8 protein-coding genes and 1 pseudogene are annotated in these 18,726 nt (G+C 70.8%); 7 read left to right on the top strand and 2 right to left on the bottom strand.

The window, feature by feature from the left end:
- Positions 1 to 13: 13 nt before the first annotated feature.
- The 5 genes from ACZ3H8_RS35840 to rfbB all read left to right on the top strand — a co-directional run bounded on the left by ACZ3H8_RS35840 (position 14) and on the right by rfbB (position 14,738).
- Complete coding sequence (locus ACZ3H8_RS35840) at positions 14 to 10,972, top strand: type I polyketide synthase (RefSeq protein WP_467408927.1); 10,959 nt, start codon at positions 14 to 16, stop codon at positions 10,970 to 10,972.
- 47 nt (positions 10,973 to 11,019) lie between these two features.
- A complete protein-coding gene (locus ACZ3H8_RS35835) occupies positions 11,020 to 12,267 on the top strand; it encodes an activator-dependent family glycosyltransferase (RefSeq protein ID WP_467408925.1) in 1,248 nt (415 codons plus the stop codon).
- Between the two features lie 158 nt (positions 12,268 to 12,425).
- The gene (locus ACZ3H8_RS35830; RefSeq protein ID WP_356233583.1) at positions 12,426 to 12,629 is read left to right on the top strand and encodes a ferredoxin; all 204 of its coding nucleotides are present in this window, start codon (positions 12,426 to 12,428) and stop codon (positions 12,627 to 12,629) included.
- A gap of 25 nt (positions 12,630 to 12,654) precedes the next feature.
- Complete coding sequence (locus ACZ3H8_RS35825; protein WP_398990312.1) at positions 12,655 to 13,722, top strand: glucose-1-phosphate thymidylyltransferase; 1,068 nt, start codon at positions 12,655 to 12,657, stop codon at positions 13,720 to 13,722.
- The gene (rfbB, locus tag ACZ3H8_RS35820; RefSeq protein WP_467408923.1) at positions 13,719 to 14,738 is read left to right on the top strand and encodes a dTDP-glucose 4,6-dehydratase; all 1,020 of its coding nucleotides are present in this window, start codon (positions 13,719 to 13,721) and stop codon (positions 14,736 to 14,738) included. The genes ACZ3H8_RS35825 and rfbB overlap by 4 nt, the downstream gene beginning before the upstream one ends.
- A gap of 46 nt (positions 14,739 to 14,784) precedes the next feature.
- Here the strand turns inward: rfbB and ACZ3H8_RS35815 are convergent, their stop codons facing one another.
- Positions 14,785 to 15,111 carry a GYD domain-containing protein gene (locus ACZ3H8_RS35815; protein ID WP_467408920.1) on the bottom strand — a complete coding sequence of 109 codons (327 nt, stop codon included), beginning with the start codon at positions 15,109 to 15,111 and terminating at the stop codon, positions 14,785 to 14,787.
- Between the two features lie 187 nt (positions 15,112 to 15,298).
- Positions 15,299 to 15,643 (bottom strand): annotated as a pseudogene (locus ACZ3H8_RS35810) (transposase family protein); the annotation flags it as partial.
- A gap of 279 nt (positions 15,644 to 15,922) precedes the next feature.
- Between ACZ3H8_RS35810 and ACZ3H8_RS35805 the strand changes: the two are divergent.
- Positions 15,923 to 16,567 (top strand): hypothetical protein, encoded by a 645-nt coding sequence (locus ACZ3H8_RS35805; protein ID WP_467408919.1) that lies wholly within the window; start codon positions 15,923 to 15,925, stop codon positions 16,565 to 16,567.
- The gene (locus ACZ3H8_RS35800; protein WP_467408916.1) at positions 16,564 to 18,723 is read left to right on the top strand and encodes a bifunctional serine/threonine-protein kinase/ABC transporter substrate-binding protein; all 2,160 of its coding nucleotides are present in this window, start codon (positions 16,564 to 16,566) and stop codon (positions 18,721 to 18,723) included. Before ACZ3H8_RS35805 ends, ACZ3H8_RS35800 begins: the two co-directional genes overlap by 4 nt.
- Positions 18,724 to 18,726 lie beyond the last annotated feature (3 nt).

The raw sequence follows: 18,726 nt of genomic DNA, 5'->3' as shown, positions 1-18,726 counted from the left end.
TGGATGAGGGTGCATGAACGAAGAGAAGCTCCTCGAATACCTCAAGAAGGTCACCAGCGACCTTCACCAGACCCGGCAGCGCCTGCACGAAGTCGAGGCCGGGATCCAGGAGCCGGTGGCGATCGTGGCAATGAGCTGCCGCTTTCCAGGCGGGGTGGCATCGCCCGAGGAATTCTGGCAGCTGCTCGCGGGCGAGGTGGACGCCATCAGCGCGTGGCCCTCCGATCGGGGCTGGGACGCCGACGCCCTGTACGACCCGGAGCCCGGTGTGCCGGGGCGCAGTTACACCCGTGCCGGTGGATTCCTCGACCGGGCCGCCGACTTCGACGCCGCCTTCTTCGGGATCTCGCCGCGGGAGGCGGTGGCGATGGATCCGCAGCAGCGGCTGCTGCTGGAGACGTCGTGGGAGGCGTTCGAGCGGGCCGGGATCGATCCGGCGTCGCTCCGCGGCAGCCGTACCGGGGTCTTCGCGGGCACCAACGGGCAGGACTACACCGCTCTGCTGCTCGGCGCCGTGGAAGGGCTGGAAGGGCACGTCGGCACCGGCAACGCCGCCAGTGTCGTATCCGGCCGGGTCTCCTACGCGCTCGGCCTCGAAGGGCCGGCAGTCACCGTCGACACCGCGTGCTCGTCCTCGCTCGTCGCCCTTCATCTGGCGGCGCAGGCGCTCCGCTCGGGGGAGTGCGACCTCGCGCTGGCGGGAGGTGTGACCGTGATGTCCACACCGGGCCTGTTCCTGGAGTTCAGCCGGCAGCGTGGACTGGCCGGCGACGGGAGGTGCAAGGCGTTCGCGGACGCGGCCGACGGCACCGCCTGGGGTGAGGGCGCGGGCATGCTCCTCGTCGAGCGGCTGGCCGACGCCCGCCGCAACGGACACCCCGTACTCGCCGTCGTGCGCGGCTCTGCGGTCAACCAGGACGGAGCGAGCAACGGCCTGACAGCCCCCAATGGCCCCTCCCAGCAGCGCGTCATTTGGCAGGCCCTCGCCGGCGCGGGCCTGGCCACGGCGGACATCGACATGGTGGAGGCGCACGGCACCGGTACGACGCTCGGCGACCCGATCGAGGCACAGGCGCTTCTCGCGACGTACGGGCAGGACCGGGACGCGGAACAACCGCTGTGGCTCGGCTCCGTGAAGTCCAACATCGGACACACGCAGGCCGCTGCCGGAGCGGCGGGTGTCATCAAGGCCGTGCTCGCCCTCCAGGAAGGGCTGATGCCGAGAACCCTGCATGTCGAGCGGCCCTCGTCGCACGTCGACTGGTCGGCGGGGAGGGTGTCGCTGCTCGCCGGGGCCGAACCGTGGCCCGACCGCGGGCGGCCACGCCGGGCCGGTGTCTCCTCCTTCGGCGTCAGCGGCACCAACGCGCACGTCATCCTCGAACAGGCCACGGTGCAGGACCCCGTCCCCGAGGCGGACGGCGCCCCCGAGGCGGACGGCGCCCCCGAGGCGGACGACGCGCCCGGGACCGACGCCACCGTTGGCGAGCTTGCCTTCCTCGTCTCCGCGCGCACCGCGGAATCGCTGCGCACACTCAGCGCCCGGTTGCGTGAGCGGCTGTCCGCGGAGCCGCCGGTGCCACTGCGCGACGCCGCCTGGTCGCTGGCCACCACCCGGTCGGCGTTCGAGCACCGGGCCGCCGTCATCGCCGTCGACCGCGACGAACTGCTCCGTGGCCTGGACGCGCTCGCCGCCGACGCTCCGGCCCCCGGGGTGGTACGCGGCACGAGCGGCGGCGACGGCCGTACCGCTTTCGTCTTCCCCGGCCAGGGCCCCCAGTGGGCCGGTATGGCAACCGAACTGCTCGATACGGACGAGGAGTTCCACGCCCGCTTCACCGAGTGCGCGCAGGCCGTGGAACAGTTCTCCGGCTGGTCCCTCCACGAGGTGCTCCGTGGCGTGGAGGGGGCGCCGTCGCTCGATCGCGTGGACGTCGTCCAGCCCGCGTTGTTCGCCGTGATGGTCTCCCTGGCGGGGCTCTGGCGCGCCCGAGGCGTGGAGCCCGACGCCGTCGTGGGGCACAGCCAGGGCGAGATCGCCGCCGCCTGCGTCGCCGGGGCGCTCACCCTGGAGGATGCCGCCCGCGTCGTCGTCCTGCGCAGCCGGGCACTGACCTCACTCGCGGGACGCGGCGGCATGATGTCCGTACTGCTGCCGCTGCAGGCGGTGGAGGAGCGTCTCGCGCCATGGGGCGACCGCGTGTCGGTCGCCGCCGTCAACGGCCCCCAGTCCGTGGTCGTCTCCGGTGAGGCGGACGCACTCGACGAGCTGTTCGCCGCGCTCGAAGCCGACGGCGCGCAGGTCAAGCGGATACCGGTCGACTACGCATCCCACTCCGCGCATGTCGAGGAGATACGCGAGCAGTTGCTCGCCGAACTGGCACCGGTCAAGCCGCGCAGCAGCGCGATCCCGTTCTTCTCGACAGTGACCGGCGACTGGATCGACACCGAGCGGCTGGACGCCGGCTACTGGTACGAGAACCTGCGCCGGACCGTACGCTTCGAGCACGCTGTCGGCTCCCTCGCCGAGCAGGACTACCGCGCGTACATCGAGACCTCACCGCACCCCGTGGTGACGGCGGCCGTACGCGACACGCTCGACGCACTCGACATCGCGGGCGCCGCTGTCGTCGGCACCCTCCGCAAAGGAGAAGGGGGCCACCGGCGCTTCCTCACCTCGCTCGCCGAACTGTCCGTCGCCGGGGGGCCCGTGGACTGGCGCACGGTCCTCAACAGCACCCCGGGAAGCAGCGCCCCCCAGCGGATCGGCCTGCCCACCTACCCCTTCCAGCGGCGCCGTTACTGGCCCAGGCCCGCCCCCGAACTGGGAGCCGTCCCCGGCGACGCCAGCGACACCCGCTTCTGGGAGGCCGTCGTGAGCGGCGACGCGGACACGCTCAGCGCAGCGCTGGGCGTGGACTCCGCAGCCGTCACCGGCATGCTGCCCGCGCTCTGCGACTACCGCAGGCGCAACCGCGAAGGGGCAGTCGCCGACTCGTGGCGCTATCGCGTCACCTGGAAGCCCGTCCCCGCCGGAGCGGCGCCGCCCACCCTCCGCGGCACCTGGCTGCTGGTCGCACCCGGCGAAGGTCCAATGGTCAGCGCCATGGCGGAGGCACTCTCCGCCGCGGGAGCGCGCCCGGTCACCGTGATGGCGGAACCCGAGCAGGACAGGGCCTCACTCGCCAGGACGATCGAGGACGCCCTGCGCGGCGCGGACGCCTTGCGCGACACGGCATCCCCGGAGGAACGGCTGCCCCCGCTCGCGGGCGTCGTCTCCCTGCTCGCCGTGGACGAGGAGGACCACTCCGCCCTTCCCGGCCTGCCCAGAGGCTTCGCCGCCACCGTCGGTCTCGTCCAGGCACTGGACGACATCGGCGTCGAGGCCCCCTTGTGGTTCGCCACCAGCGGCGCCGTGGCCACCGACCCGCTGCGGGGCGTTGCCGCGCCGCGCCAGGCCCTGGTGTGGGGCTTCGGCCGAGTCGTCGCCCTTGAGGAGCCGAAGCGCTGGGGCGGACTGCTCGACCTGCCCGAAACCCTGGACCGGGCCGCAGCCACGGCCGTGGTCGGCGCGCTCGCCGGCCTCGGCGACGAGGACCAGCTCGCGGTACGGCCGAGTGGTGTCCTCGCCCGGCGACTGGTCCGCGCCGCGACCGGCGCGCTCGGAACCGCACGCCGGTGGGCACCCAAGGGCACCGTCCTGGTCACCGGCGGGACCGGCGCGCTGGGGCGGCACGTGGCCCGCTGGCTCGCCCGAAACGGCGCACCGCACCTGCTCCTCGTCAGCCGACGCGGCGCCGACACCCCCGGCATCACCGAACTGGCCGCCGAGCTGGCCGAGTTCGGCACCCAAGCCGAATTCGCCGCCTGCGACATCGCCGACCGGGACGCGGTTGCAGCGCTGCTCGAGGCGATCCCCGCCGACCGGCCGCTCACCGCCGTCATGCACACCGCCGCGGTACTCGACGACGGGATGATCAACTCCCTGACGCCCGCTCAACTGGCCGGGGTGCTCCGGGTCAAGGTGGGCGGCGCCTGCAATCTCGACGAACTGACCAGGCAGCACGACCTGTCGGCGTTCGTGCTGTTCTCCTCCACCGCCGGCACCATCGGCGCGCCGGGACACGCCAACTACGCCCCCGGAAACGCCTACCTCGACGCCCTGGCCCAGCAGCGCAGGGCAGCCGGGCTCCAGGCCACCTCCATCGCCTGGGGGCCCTGGGCGGAAGGCGGTATGGCCGAGGGCGCCGTGGGCAGGCGACTGCAGCGGCACGGCGTACGTGTCATGGACCCGGAGCCGGCCGTCTCCGCGCTGCAACGGGCCCTCGACCACGACGACACCACGGTCGCCGTCACCGACATCGACTGGGGCACCTTCGCGCACGTCTTCACCAGGGCACGCGCCCGGCCCCTGATCGCCGACCTGCCCGACGCCCAGCGGGCGCTCGGCGCCGCCGTACCGGCGACGGAGGGACCGGCCGATGGGCCCACGCTCGCCCGTCGGCTCGCCGCCCTCGACGCAGCCGAGCTGCGCCAGGCCCTGGCGCAGCTCGTCCGCGCCCACGTCGCCGCTGTCCTCAATCACACCGACCCCGACGAGGTCGACCCCAACCGGGCCTTCCGCGAGCTGGGCTTCGACTCACTCATGGCGGTCGAGCTCCGCAACGCGCTCAGTGAAGCCATCGGCAAACGGCTCCCGGCCACGCTCATCTTCGACCACCCCACCCCGAGCGCGCTGGCCGCCAGACTGCGCACGGAGCTGAGCCTCGAAGCGGCGGCAGCGGAGCCCGCGCCGGTGCCCCCCACACCGTCGATCCATGAGGACGACCCCATCGCCATCGTGTCGATGAGCTGCCGCTTCCCCGGCGGAGTGACCCAGCCGGAGGAGTTCTGGCGGCTGCTGGCCGACGGGGTGGACGCGATCAGCCAGTGGCCGGCCGACCGGGGCTGGGACGCCGACGCCCTGTACGACCCGGAGCCCGGTGTGCCAGGGCGCAGTTACACCCGTGCCGGTGGATTCCTCGACGATGTCGCCGACTTCGACGCCGCCTTCTTCGGGATCTCGCCGCGGGAGGCGGTGGCGATGGATCCGCAGCAGCGATTGCTGCTGGAGACGTCGTGGGAGGCATTCGAGCGGGCCGGGATAGACCCGCTGTCGCTGCGAGGCAGCCGTACCGGCGTCTTCGCGGGCACCAACTACCAGGACTACTCCTCCCGTCCGCTAGCCGCGGCACCGGACGCGGAGGCGCACCTCGGCACCGGGAACTCGGCGAGCGTCATGTCCGGCCGCCTCTCGTACACGTTCGGTCTTGAGGGGCCCGCCGTCACCGTCGACACCGCCTGCTCGTCGTCGCTCGTCGCCCTCCACCTTGCGGCGCAGGCGCTCCGGACGGGGGAGTGCGATCTCGCACTGGCGGGCGGCGTCACCGTCATGTCAACCCCGGGGCTCTTCCTGGACTTCAGCCGTCAGCAGGGTCTGGCCGCAGACGGTCGGTGCAAGGCGTTCGCCGACCGGACCGACGGCACCGGCTTCTCCGAGGGCGTCGGTGTCGTGCTGGTCGAGCGGCTCTCAGACGCACGGCGGAACGGGCATGCAGTGCTGGCGCTGCTCCGCGGCTCCGCCGTGAACCAGGACGGTGCGTCAAACGGTCTCACGGCGCCCAACGGCCCCTCGCAGCAGCGGGTTATCCGCGCAGCCCTGGCAGGCGCCGGCCTGTCCGGCACGGACATCGACGCCGTCGAGGCACACGGTACGGGCACGACCCTCGGCGACCCGATCGAGGCACAGGCGCTCCTGGCGACATACGGGCAGGGACGGGAGACCGACCGGCCTTTGTGGCTGGGCGCGGTCAAGTCCAACATCGGGCACACACAGGCAGCCGCCGGTGTCGCGGGCCTGATCAAGATGGTCCTGGCGCTCCAACACGGCGTCCTGCCACCCACCTTGCACATCGACCGGCCTACGACGCACGTGGACTGGTCGGATGGGAACGTACGGCTGCTCACCGACGCCGTGGAGTGGCCGGAGACGGACCGGCCGCGACGGGCAGGTGTGTCCTCGTTCGGCATCAGCGGCACCAATGTGCACGCCATCCTCGAACAGCCCCCCGTCTCCGAATCCCCGGCGGACGAGGCACCGTCCGCACCGGCACCCGCACCCGTTCCAGTTCCCTGGGTGATCGGCGGCAGCACACGCGATGCGCTCCGGGCGCAGGCCGGACGGCTGCTCGCGTATGTGCAGGACCGGCCCGAACTCCGCCTGCGGGATGTGGGACTGGCGCTGGCCACGACCCGGTCCGCGTTCGAGCACCGCGCCGCGGTCATCGGCGAGGACCGTGACGAACTGCTGCGCGGCCTGAGTGCTCTGGCGGCGGGTGAGACCGCGGCGAACGTAGTCACCGGGGAGGTTCGGGGCGAAGGCAGGACCGCGTTCCTGCTCACCGGGCAGGGCGCGCAGCGGGTCGGTATGGGTCGGGAGTTGTACGACGCCTTCCCGGTTTTCGCGGAGGCGTTTGATGCCGTGTGTGCGTATTTCGATGGTGAGTTGGAGTTGCCGCTGCGGGATGTCGTGTTCGGTGATGACGCGGATGCGTTGAACCGCACCGCCCTCACCCAGCCTGCGCTTTTCGCGGTTGAGGTCGCGCTTTACCGGCTGGTGGAATCGTTCGGTGTCAGGCCCGATTTCCTGCTGGGTCATTCGATCGGCGAGCTCGTGGCCGCGCATGTGGCCGGCGTGATCGCTCTTGAGGATGCGTGTCGTCTGGTGGCTGCCCGTGGCCGGTTGATGCAGGCGCTGCCGACGGGCGGGGCAATGGTCTCGCTCCAGGCATCGGAAGCCGAGGTGCTGCCGCTCCTGGACCTGGAGCGGGTGAGCATTGCCGCGGTGAACGGGCCGCAGTCGGTTGTCGTCTCCGGCGAGGAATCCGCCGTCGCGAAGGTCGCCGCGCATTTCGAGGCCGAGGGCCGCAAGAAGACGAAGCGCCTGCGGGTGAGCCACGCTTTCCACTCACCGTTGATGGAGCCGATGCTGGCCGAGTTCCGTACGGTCGCGGAGAGCGTGACCTACAAGCAGCCGCGTATCCCGGTGATCTCGAATGTAACCGGTGAACTCGCCAAGGATCTGACTTCGCCTGACTACTGGGTGCGGCATGTGCGGGAGGCCGTCCGGTTCGCCGACGGTATCCGCCGACTGGAAGAGCACGGCGTCACCCGGTTCCTGGAGATCGGCCCCGACGGAACCCTGACCGCCATGACACAGGGATGCCTCTCCGCCGACAACCGCGCTCTGGTCCCGGCGCTGCGCATGGACAGGTCCGAGACACGCGGCGTCATGGCCGCGATCGGCAGGCTCCACACATCGGGCACCGGCCCCGACTGGTCTGCGCTGTTCCCCGACGCCCGCTGCGTCGACCTGCCCACATACGCATTCCAGAGGCGGCGTTACTGGTGGGACGCCGTGGCCGGTGCGGGCGATCTCGACTCCGTAGGGCTGCGCGCGGCCGACCACCCGCTGCTCGGCGCGGCCGTCAGCGTGGCCGGCTCGGAATCCGTGGTCTTCACCGGGCGGCTCTCCCTGGCCACCCACGCCTGGCTCGCCGACCACGCGGTGCTGGGCAGCGTGATCCTTCCCGCGACGGCCTACCTCGACCTGGCGATCAGCGCCGGTGACCGGACCGGCTGCGACCATCTCGCCGAACTCACCCTGGAGGCGCCGCTCGTCCTTCCGGAGCGTGGCGCCGTCCACCTCCAGGTCGCCGTGGCCGCTCCCGACGACGCCGGGCGGCGGCCGTTCACCGTGCACGCCCGGCCCGTGGAGGCGGACGACACCGCCCCTTGGACACGGCACGCACAAGGCACCCTGGCCACTGCTCCCCGGATCGAGCCGGACGTTCTGAGCAGTTGGCCGCCCGAGGGCGCCGAGCCTGTCGGACCGGGCGACTGGTACGACACCTTTGCCGAAGGCGGGTTCACCTACGGGCCTGCGTTCCAGGGGCTCGGTTCCGTATGGCGGCGCGGTGACGAGGTGTTCGCCGAAGCCGCGCTGCCCGAGCCGTACCGGGCCGACGCCGCACGGTTCACGCTGCACCCCGCGCTGCTCGACGCGGCCGTCCAGACGCTGCTCGTCAGCGGCCGGGACGCGAGCGGCGCAGGTGATGGCGAGGCCATGCTGCCGTTCGCCTGGAGCGGGGTGACGCTCCACGCCGAGGGGGCAACGGCGCTGCGCGTACGTCTGGCGCCCGCCGAGGACCGCGCCAATGCCTTCTCGGTGCTGGTCGCGGACACCTCCGGCCGGCCCGTCGCCAGTGCCGACGCGCTCGTCCTGCGCACGGTGACACCCGAGCAGATGCCCGCCGCTCCGTCGGCCGGGCCGGATGCCCCGCTGCGCCTCGACTGGCGTGCCGCCGCCTCCCTGCCCCCGCGACCCGAGGCAGCGCGGTGGGTTGTTCTCGGCACCCCGGTCGGTCACAGCACTGCCGGCGGCGGCCCGGCGGACGGCGGGATCGCGGAGGTGCTGGACGGCGCGGGCGTGCATGTGGAGTCGTACGCCGACCTCGACGCACTGGCAGCAGCCGCGGCAACGGGGATGACGATGCCCGACACGGTGCTGCTGGAGTGCGGTTCGGATCCCCGCAAGGACGAACTGGACGTCCGGGAACTGCTCGTCGGCACCCTCGCCGCCTGCCGCCGGTGGCTCGCCGAGGAACGGTTCGCCGGCTCCCGCCTGGTGCTTGTCACCCGGGGCGCCGTCGCCGCCGAGCCCGGCGAGGACGTAGACGATCTCGCGGGCGCGGCGCTGTGGGGGCTGATCCACTCCGCCCAACTGGAACACCCCGAGCGGTTGCGGCTCCTCGACCTCGACGACAGCGAGGCTTCCAGCAGCGCTCTTCCGGGAGCCGTGGCCGCCGCCCACGCGCAGGCGGTTCTCCGGGCGGGCGAGCTGCGCCTGCCCCACCTCGGCCGCGTCGCGCCCGCGGAGGTCCCCGCCTTCGTGTTCGACCCGGACGGCACGGTGCTGGTCACCGGCGCCACGGGCGCGTTGGGGCGGCTTACCGTGCGCCATCTCGTCACCCGGCACGGCGTACGGCACCTCCTGCTGGCGAGCCGCAGCGGGCCCGCGGCCGACGGGGCACAGGCGCTGCTGGCGGAGCTGGCCGAGGAGGGGGCCGAAGCGTCCCTCGTGGCCTGTGACATCTCGGAACGGGAGGCCGTGGAGGGGCTGCTCGGCTCGATTCCGCCGGATCATCCTCTCACGGCCGTCGTGCACATCGCCGGCGTCGTCGACGACGGTGTCCTGACCGCGCTCAGCGACAAGCAGATCGAGCGGGTGCTGCGTCCGAAGGCCGACGCCGCCCGGCTGTTGCACGAGCTGACGAAGAACCGGAAGCTGTCGGCGTTCGTGCTCTTCTCTTCGGCAGCCGGCACCTTCGGTTCGGCAGGACAGGCCAACTATGCGGCCGCCAACGCGTTCCTGGACGGTCTGGCCCGGCACAGGGCGGCCCATGGGCTGCCCGCCACCTCACTGGCGTGGGGGTTGTGGGCAGAAAGCAGCGGCATGACGGCGGGGCTCGCGGACACCGACCGGCGGCGCATGGCCCGCAGCGGTATGCGGCCGCTCTCCGCGGACGACGGCCTCGCGCTGTTCGACGCCGCGCTGGCGACCGGCGAGCCTGCCCTGGTCACCGTAGGCCTCGGCAGGGGCGGACTCGCGGCACTGCTGGGCACCGCGGCCCCGGGCCGCACCCGGCGTACCGTCTCCGCATCGGGAGAGGACAAGGACGCCCTGCTCGCGCAGCTTTCGGCCGCCGGGCCCGCCGAGCGGGGCGCGCTCCTGCTGGACCTGGTACGGCGCCAGGTGGCGAGGGTTCTCGGCCACGGGTCACCCGAGGAGATCGAACCGGACCGTGATTTCACCGAGTTGGGCTTCGACTCGCTGACCGCCGTGGAGCTGCGCAACCAACTCGGCGCGGCCACCGGCCTGCTGCTCCCGCCCACGCTCGTCTTCGACTTCGCCACGCCCCACGACCTCGCGTCCCGGCTGGGCGAGGAATCGGCGCCCGCTCTCCCGCAGTCCGGCTCCCGGCGATCCGACGACCTGCCCTCCGGGACGGGGCGGACGGAGGAGGACACGATCGGCGCCCTGTTTCGGACGGCCTGCGCATCGGGACGGGTGGAGGAGGGCTTCGCGCTGCTGCAGGCGGCTGCGGAACTGAGGCCGACGTTCGATGCGCCGGGGGAGTTCGGGGCCGATTTCACGCCCGTGCGGCTCGCCCGCCGCGCCGACGGCACCTCGGACACGGGCGCTGCGAGCCTGATCTGCTTCAGCTCGTACGTAGCGCTGGCGGGCGTGCACCAGTACGCCAGGTTCGCCTCCGCCTACCGGGGCGAGCGCGACGTATGGGCTTTGCCGACCCCCGGCTTCGGCCGGGGAGAGCCTCTGCCCGCCTCCTTCGAGGCGGTCGTGCGGCTGCAGGCCGAGGCGGTGGCGCGGTGCGCGGGCGACAAGCCGTTCGTGCTTGTCGGTTCGTCGTCCGGCGGCATACTGGCGCTCGCCGTTGCGCACTACCTGGACAAGTCGGGGACGCCGCCTGCCGGTCTCGCGCTGCTGGACACCTACCTGCCGCGCGAGGACTCGCCCTTCACCCGCTTCGCCGGGGAGATGATCGGCGGCATGTTCGACCGCGAGTCCATGTTCGCGCACATGGACGCGGATCGGCTCACCGCGATGAGCTGGTACATCCGCGTCGTCGGCGCATGGTTGCCGGACCGCCTCTCCTGCCCCGTGCTGCTCGTGCGCTCCAGCGAGCCGCCGGTGACCGTCGAGCAGGCGGGACCGCTCGAACCGGACGAGTGGCAGGCGTCCTGGGACGGTGCGGACACCGTGGCCGAGGTGCCGGGCAATCACTTCACGATGATGGAGGCCCATGCGGGCTCCACCGCGAAAACCGTCACCGGCTGGATGGACACCATCTGAACCGCCGTAGCCGCAGGCAATCAACCGTCCGCAGATCCGAGGGGCCCATGCGCATACTGTTCGTCAGTCTGTCCGAGAAATCGCACCTGTTCTGCATGGCGCCGCTCGCATGGGCGCTCGGCGCGGCGGGGCACGAGGTGCGGGTCGCCAGCACCCCGCTGCTCACCGAGACGGTCACCCGGGCCGGGCTCACCGCCGTCCCGGTGGGACACGACCACGGCATCTACCAGGACATGACCAGCTACCGCGACTCACAGGACTACGAGACCGCGAACTGGAGCCGCACCGGGCCCGACGAGATCACCTGGGACGAGTTGCGGCTGCGGTACGAGCTGAGCGTTCCCTACGGCTTCGCCACCTACAACGACTCCATGATCGACGATTTGGCGGCCTTCGCGCAGAGCTGGAAGCCCGACCTGGTCATCCGGGACCCGCTCGCCTACGCCGGTGCCATTGCCGCCCGCACCTGCGGCGCGGCCCATGCCCGGCTGCTGTGGTGCGCGGATGTGTGGGGCCGTTCGCGCCGCACGTACCTGGAGTTGATGGCGCAGGTGCCGGAGGACGAGCGGAGCGATCCGCTCACCGAGTGGCTCACGGCGCGCGCCGAACCGTTCGGTGTCACCTGCGACGAGGAGTTGCTGAACGGGCAGTTCACCCTCGACTCCCTGCCGCCGAGCCTGCGCCTGCCGAGCGAACTGCACGAGGTGTCGATGCGCTATGTGCCCTACAACGGCCCTGCCGTGGTCTGGGACTGGCTCCGCGAGGCGCCCAAGCGCCCCAGGGTGTGCCTGACCCTCGGCTCGTCCAACACGGAGGGCTACGGCGGCGACTACGTGTCCGTACCCGACATCCTCGACGCGCTGTCCGACCTGGACGTCGAGGTCGTCGCGGCGCTCGTACCGGCGCAGCGCGAGAGGATCGGCGCGGTGCCGGACAACGCCAGGGCAGCCGACTCGGTCGCTCTGAACACGCTGCTGCCCAGCTGTTCCGCGGTGATCCACCACGGCGGGTACGGCTCCTACTCGACCGCGCTCGCCTATGGCGTCCCTCAGCTGATCCTGTCGACGTCCATCTCCGATCACGAGCTGCGTGGCAGGTCGCTCGAGCACGCGGGGGCGGGCATCTTCGCGCACCACCGGGAAGCGGACGCGGAACAGGTGCGCGGTCACGTCCAGCGGCTTGTCGGCGAATCCGGCTACGGCGAGGCAGCGGAAGGGCTGCGTGCCGAGGCGGCGGCCATGCCCAGCCCGCAGGCGCTCGTACCCGTCCTCGAACGGCTCGCCACCGAACGCTGAGAGCACACGTCGGATGTGGTTGCCGGGCCTGCCGGCGCTCTCAGAACCCCCGGCCCGGGCTCATTGTCTGGGCGATTCACCAGACCATGACCAGGGCGGTCGGCGACAGACCTCACAGCCGACACGATGGTCGCGAGCCAAGAGCTGAAGGGACCAGGATGAAGATCACGGTTGACAGGGACAGGTGCGTCGGCGCCGGGCTGTGTGCGATGACCGTAGGCGATGTCTTCGAACAGCACGAGGACGACGGCTGCGTCGTGTTGCGCGTGAGCGAGCCACCAGAGCACCTGACGGAAGCGGTGGAAGAGGCGGAGCAGCTGTGTCCCTCCCTGGCCATCACGGTGGACTCCACCGCACCTTGACCACACTCGCCACCGGGATGGAAACGTGAAGGCTCTCGTGTTGTCCGGGGGCGCGGGTACGCGCCTGCGGCCGATCACCCATACGTCCGCGAAACAACTGGTACCCGTCGCCAACAAGCCGATCCTCTTCTACGGTCTGGAGGCGATCGCGGCAGCGGACATCGTCGAAGTCGGCATGATCGTCGGGGAGACGGCCAAGGAGATCGAGCAAGCCGTCGGCGACGGCTCCGACTTCGGACTCAAGGTCACCTACATCCCGCAGAGCGCACCGCTCGGGCTCGCGCACGCCGTCCTCATCGCCCGGGAATTCCTCGGCGACGACGACTTCGTCATGTACCTGGGGGACAACTTCGTCTTCGGCGGCATCACCGACCTGGTCGATGAGTTCCGCAAGGACAAACCGGACGCGCAGATCCTGCTCACCCGGGTGCCCGACCCCACCGCGTTCGGTGTGGCGGTCCTCGACGAGCAGGGCCACGTCGTCGGTCTGGAAGAGAAGCCTGAGCGCCCCCGCAGCGATCTCGCGGTCGTGGGCGTCTACCTGTTCACCCCCGGCGTGCACGAGGCCGTACGGTCCATCGAGGTCTCCCGCCGCGGCGAGCTGGAGATCACCGACGCCATCCAGTGGATGATCGACCGGCAGCACGACGTACGGTCCACGGTCATCTCCGGCTACTGGAAGGACACCGGGAACGTCACCGACATGCTGGAGGTCAACAGGACACTCCTGGAAGGCCTCGAGCCGCGCATCGAGGGCTTCGTGGACGCAGCGAGCGAAATCATCGGCCGCGTCAGGATCGACGCGGGCGCCGAAGTGCGCGGGTCGCGCATCGTAGGCCCGGTCGTCATCGGCCCCGGGAGCGTGGTCATCGACTCCTACGTCGGCCCCTCCACCTCGATAGCCGAGAACTGCCTCATCCGGAACAGCGAGATCGAGTTCTCGATCGTCCTGCGCGACTCGTCGTTCGACAGCATCCGCCGCATCGAGGCATCGCTCATCGGACGCAATGTGACGGTGACGCTCTCGCCGCGCGTCCCCGCGACGCACCGCCTCGTCATCGGCGACCACGGCAGGGTGCAGATCTCCTCATGAACCGCACACGGATCCTGGTCACCGGTGGCGCCGGATTCATCGGCTCCCACTATGTGCGAACGCTGCTCGGCCCCAAGTCGCGTGGCGACGTCGAGATCACGGTGCTGGACGCGCTCACATACGCGGGCTGCCCCGCCAACCTCGACGCCGTACGCGACCATGAGCACTTCGCCTTCCTGCACGGCGACATCTGCGACGCCCGGCTCGTCGACAAGGCCGTGGCCGAGCACGACGAGATCGTCCACTTCGCCGCCGAGTCGCACGTCGACCGGTCCATCCTCGACTCCGCCGCGTTCGTCCGCACCAACGTCCTCGGCACGCAGACCCTGCTCGACGCGGCACTGCGCCACGGCACGCGCACCTTCGTGCACATCTCTACCGACGAGGTGTACGGATCGGTCGAGACCGGAGCCTGGACCGAGACCGAGCCTCTGCGGCCCAACTCCCCGTACTCCGCCTCCAAAGCGGCCGGCGACCTGCTGGCGCTGTCCTACCACCGCACCCACGGCCTGGACGTGCGGGTGACGCGCTGCTCCAACAACTACGGGCACCACCACTTCCCCGAGAAGCTCATCCCGCTGTTCATCACCAACCTGCTGGACGGCCTGACAGTGCCGTTGTACGGGGACGGGCTCAACGTCCGCGACTGGCTGCACGTCGACGACCACGTGCGCGGTGTCGATCTCGTCCGCGCCAAGGGCGTTCCCGGCGAGGTCTACAACATCGGCGGGGGCACCGAGTTGAGCAACAAGGAGCTGACGGCCCTCCTGCTGGAGGCATGCGGCGCCGGCTGGGAGATGGTGGAGTACGTCGAGGACCGCAAGGGCCACGACCGGCGCTACTCCGTGGACTGGAGCAGGATCCACGACGAACTCGGCTATGTGCCGGGCAAGGAGTTCACGACCGGACTCGCCGAGACCGTCGCCTGGTACCGGGACAACCGGCGCTGGTGGGAACCGCTCAAAAGGCACGTCCTGGCGCCTGCGCCCGCCGGACGGGCGGGGGGCCGCGGGTGATTCCCCTGCGCGAGGTCGCGGTCGTCAGCGGGTTGAGCGCGAGCCGCTACGCGCCAGGCGCTCGGTACTGGATTTCCTCGGCCTTGCGCAGGGCGTCCATTGTTTCGTCAACGGTCAGAAGGACTGTCGTTTCCAACGAGCTGAGCGCACGGCCGCCAGTAATCGCCAGCGCAACCGCGGCCATGGAAACGTTGTCGGGGGCTTCCCACAGGGTGTAGCCGTCGTGTCTGCCGAATGCATACCAGAACCCATGGAGCTTCCCACCGACCGACTCGACATACGATTGAGCGGCCTTTCCGCGGTCCTCTGGGTTGCCAATCAGCCTGGCCCAGGTCTCCGGCGTGTAGCTGAACCTCGTCAGATAGAGCGGCATTATCTCTCCCTCTCATTCGCCGGTTCCGCGCGAGTTTCCGTCAGGCGTCGAACTCTAACCGGCGAAAAGCGGCCTGAGGCGGCTGCAACGCTTGTGCGTGTCATGCACCACCCCACAAATCGACGCAGCAGCTTCCGCATACTTAACTGCAGACAATGCTGGGCAGGGGCAGCGAGCCTTTCCAATCTCAGCTTGAGGCGTTGAGGCGGAGGGTGAGGACCATTTGGACGAGGCCGGTGATGCGGGTAGTGCTGCACCGCAGCTTGCGCGGTAGCCGCCAGTTCTTGAGCGTGGCCATGGCTTGTTCGCCGATTGCACGGATCTTGGCGTGGGAGATGTTGACGGCCTGCTGGCCTGCGGACAGCTTGTCCCAGTGGCCGCGGTAGGGAACCCGCACGGTGCCGCCGGCGTGCTGGTAGCCCTTGTCGGCCCAGCAGCGGATACCGTCCCCAGCCAGGGCGTCGATCACGCCGTGATTGCGAGCGGCGCGGATGTCGTGCACCACGCCGGGCAGCGTGGGCGATGCCCACAGGTTGTAGTTTGCGTGGAGTGACGTGTCGGGTACGAAGAGATCAACAGCCGTATAGAGAAGGCCTGTTGGGTCACCTGCCCACATCGTAGGATCGGCGCACGACCTGGGGGAGGTTTCGTGCCTTACGCGAGAACGTTACGGACCTGCTGTGCGGTGCTGGCGGGCGGACTGATCTGGAGCGGCTGCTCCTCCGAACCGGAACCAGCGGCCAAAAGGGCAAGTCCGACGACGACCGCGCAGCAGAAACCGAGCCCCAGCGCGACACCGAGTCCCACCGGGATGGACCTCACCCCCGACCCTGGGCGTGCCCCCAAGACCGCCGCGGACGGTGTGCGTCTTGCCCGCACTGTGGCCGCCGGACCCGAGCACTTCGGCCCCGGTTTCGTCAGACGCGCGCCGTACGAAAGCCATCCGGCAGTATGGGCCGTCCTTGACGGGGACTGCCTCTGGCAGCAGTCCCCGCTGCCTTCCGGTGTGCTCGCCAGCCTCACCCGCCGCAGCGAACTCCCTGCCCAAGGCGGCAAGGGCCCCCTACGCGTCTCTGCCGTCGTGACGGTTCACCGCGATGTCAGCGGCGCCGACTGGGAGTTGGCCCGCACCCTCGAGGAGGCGCTGCGCTGCCCCCAGCAGCAGCTGAGCCGGAGTGAGAAGATCACCGATCTGCTTTCCCAGGGCACGGTGTTCGGCGCCGGCGGCAACCGCTACGCCGACGACGCGCTCGGCGAGTTGGGGGAGTACCACAGCGACGAACTCGGCGGCCCCCACCCCTACTACTGGGACCAGGCGCGCATCGGCCAGGTGACGGTCGCGGTCGTGAACAAGGGATCGAAGGGCCGTACCAAGGAGGAGCTGGACGAGGCCACGAGCGCCGCGGTCAGCTCCATGCTGATCCGCCTTCAGAAGGAACTGGAGGCCGCTCAATGACCAGTGAGCTGCTGCCTTCCGATCCTTCCCGCGTCGCGGGCTGTCGTCTCCTTGCCCGGCTCGGCGAGGGCGGCATGGGCGTCGTCTACCTTGGCCGTACGGACCAGGGCGCGCTCGCGGCTGTCAAGGTCATCCGGGCCGAGTACGCCGCCGAGCCCGACTTCCGCGCCCGCTTTCGCCGCGAGGTCGAGTCCGCCCGGAGGGTCACCAGCCCCTGGGCGGTGCCCGTCACCGGTGCCGACCCGGACGCGGAATCACCCTGGCTCGCCACCGCCTTCGTGCCCGGGCCCTCGCTCGCCGAGGCGGTCGCGGCCTGCGGCCCGCTGCCGCCGCGGTGCGTACGGGTGCTGGGCAAGATGCTCGCCGGGGCACTCGGCGCGGTGCACGCCGCGGGCCTGGTGCACCGCGATGTGAAGCCCGGCAATGTGCTGCTCGCCCTGGACGGCCCGAGGCTCATCGACTTCGGCATCGCGCGTTCCGCCGACGACACGGCGATCACGTCGGCGGACATGATCGTCGGAACGCCCGGCTTTCTCTCGCCCGAGCAGGCGGAGGCACGCGGCGCGGAGACGGGAGGGCCGAGCGACATTTTCTCGCTGGGGTGTCTTTTGGCGTACGCGGCGACCGGGCGGCCGCCGTTCGGCGCGGGCGCGGTCGACGCGCTGCTGTATCGCACGGTCCATGACGAGCCCGATCTCGACGGCGTGGACGAGGAGACAGCCGGGCTGCTGGCCCAGTGCCTTGCCAAGGACCCGGCCGAGCGCCCGACTGCCGCGGAACTCGACGAGCGCCTGGTCGAAGACGCACCCGAGGACAGTGTCGACTGGCTGCCCGACGACGTCGTACGGATGATCGCCGAGCGCTCCGCAGAGATGCTCGCGCTGCCCGACATCGAGCCGACCCGGGCCGATGCCGCGAGCGACGAGGCACCGGCCGCGGAACGTCAGGCGTCTGCCTCCCGGCGGAAGTTCCTGCTCGCCGCCGGAGGGGCCGTCATCCTCGCGGGCGGCGGTGTGGGCGCCTGGGCAGCGCTGCGCGACGACTCCTCACCCGCCGCGGACAACACCGCGCAGGCCCGCGGCTGGACCATCGGCGTACAGGCCGATCTCAGCGGCGAGAGCAAGGCCGCCGGCCGCGCCCAGGAACAGGGCGCCCGCCTCGCCGTCGAGCAGTTCAACTCCCGCCCGGACAAGCCCTTCGACCTGGGGCTCAAGGCGCTCGACGACGGTGGCAGCCCCGCGCGCGCCCCGGCCGTCGCCAAGCAGTTCACCGCAGACCGCAGGGTGCTCGCCGTGATCGGCCCGACCGGTGATGAGACGGCCCGGGCGGTACTGCCCACCTACGACGAGGCGCTGCTGCCGCTGATCGCCGTCTCGCCGGGCGCGATGGATCTGCCGAAGGCGGACAACCGTTCTTTTCTGGCGGCCCGGCCCGGAGACGCGATGGTCTCGGTGCCCCTCGGCCTCTATCCGGCGGCCGAACACAAGTCGGCCCACCCCGGCCTGCTCCAGGACCGGACAGCGGGCCAGTACGGCTGGGAATCAGTCACCATCGCCAACTACGGCATGCGCGCCTTCGGGCGCGTCCCCTATCCCCGGGTCGTGCCCGCGAACCTCGAGGACTTCAAGCCCGTGATCGCCGACATGCTCAAGGCCGGTGTGGACTCCTTCAGTTACTGCGGCTACGCGGAGGGGGCGGGCCGGTTCGCCCGGGACCTGGCGGCGGTCGGCTTCACCGGACCGCGCATCGCCCCGCAAGCGGTGCTGGACTCGCGGTTCGTGGAATCGGCGGGGGAGGCCGCAGAAGGCTGGATGCTCGCCGCGTCCTTCGTCGACCCGGCCGCCGTGCCCGCGGCGAAGGCGTTCACCGCCGCCTTCCGCAAGCGGTACAAAGCCGCCCCCGGCTACTTCGCGGCCGAGGCGTACGACGTCGTCAACCTCGTTATTGAGCAACTGGTCGCACACCACAAGCAGCAGCGGAGCGTGCCTGACCGCAAGACTCTCGTCGGGCTGCTGCGCAGGAGCAGCTACCGGGGCATCACCAAGCCATACGCCTTCCGGCCCGAGGACGGGCGCTTCAAGGCGGGGGGCGTCTTCTACCACCGGGTGGAGGACGGCGCCTTCCGCCATGTCGGCCCCGCGCCCTCGACCTGGTGACTG

The sequence above is a fragment of the Streptomyces sp. NPDC002868 genome, assembly GCF_055563295.1.
This window is presented reverse-complemented; position numbering and strand designations above follow the sequence as displayed.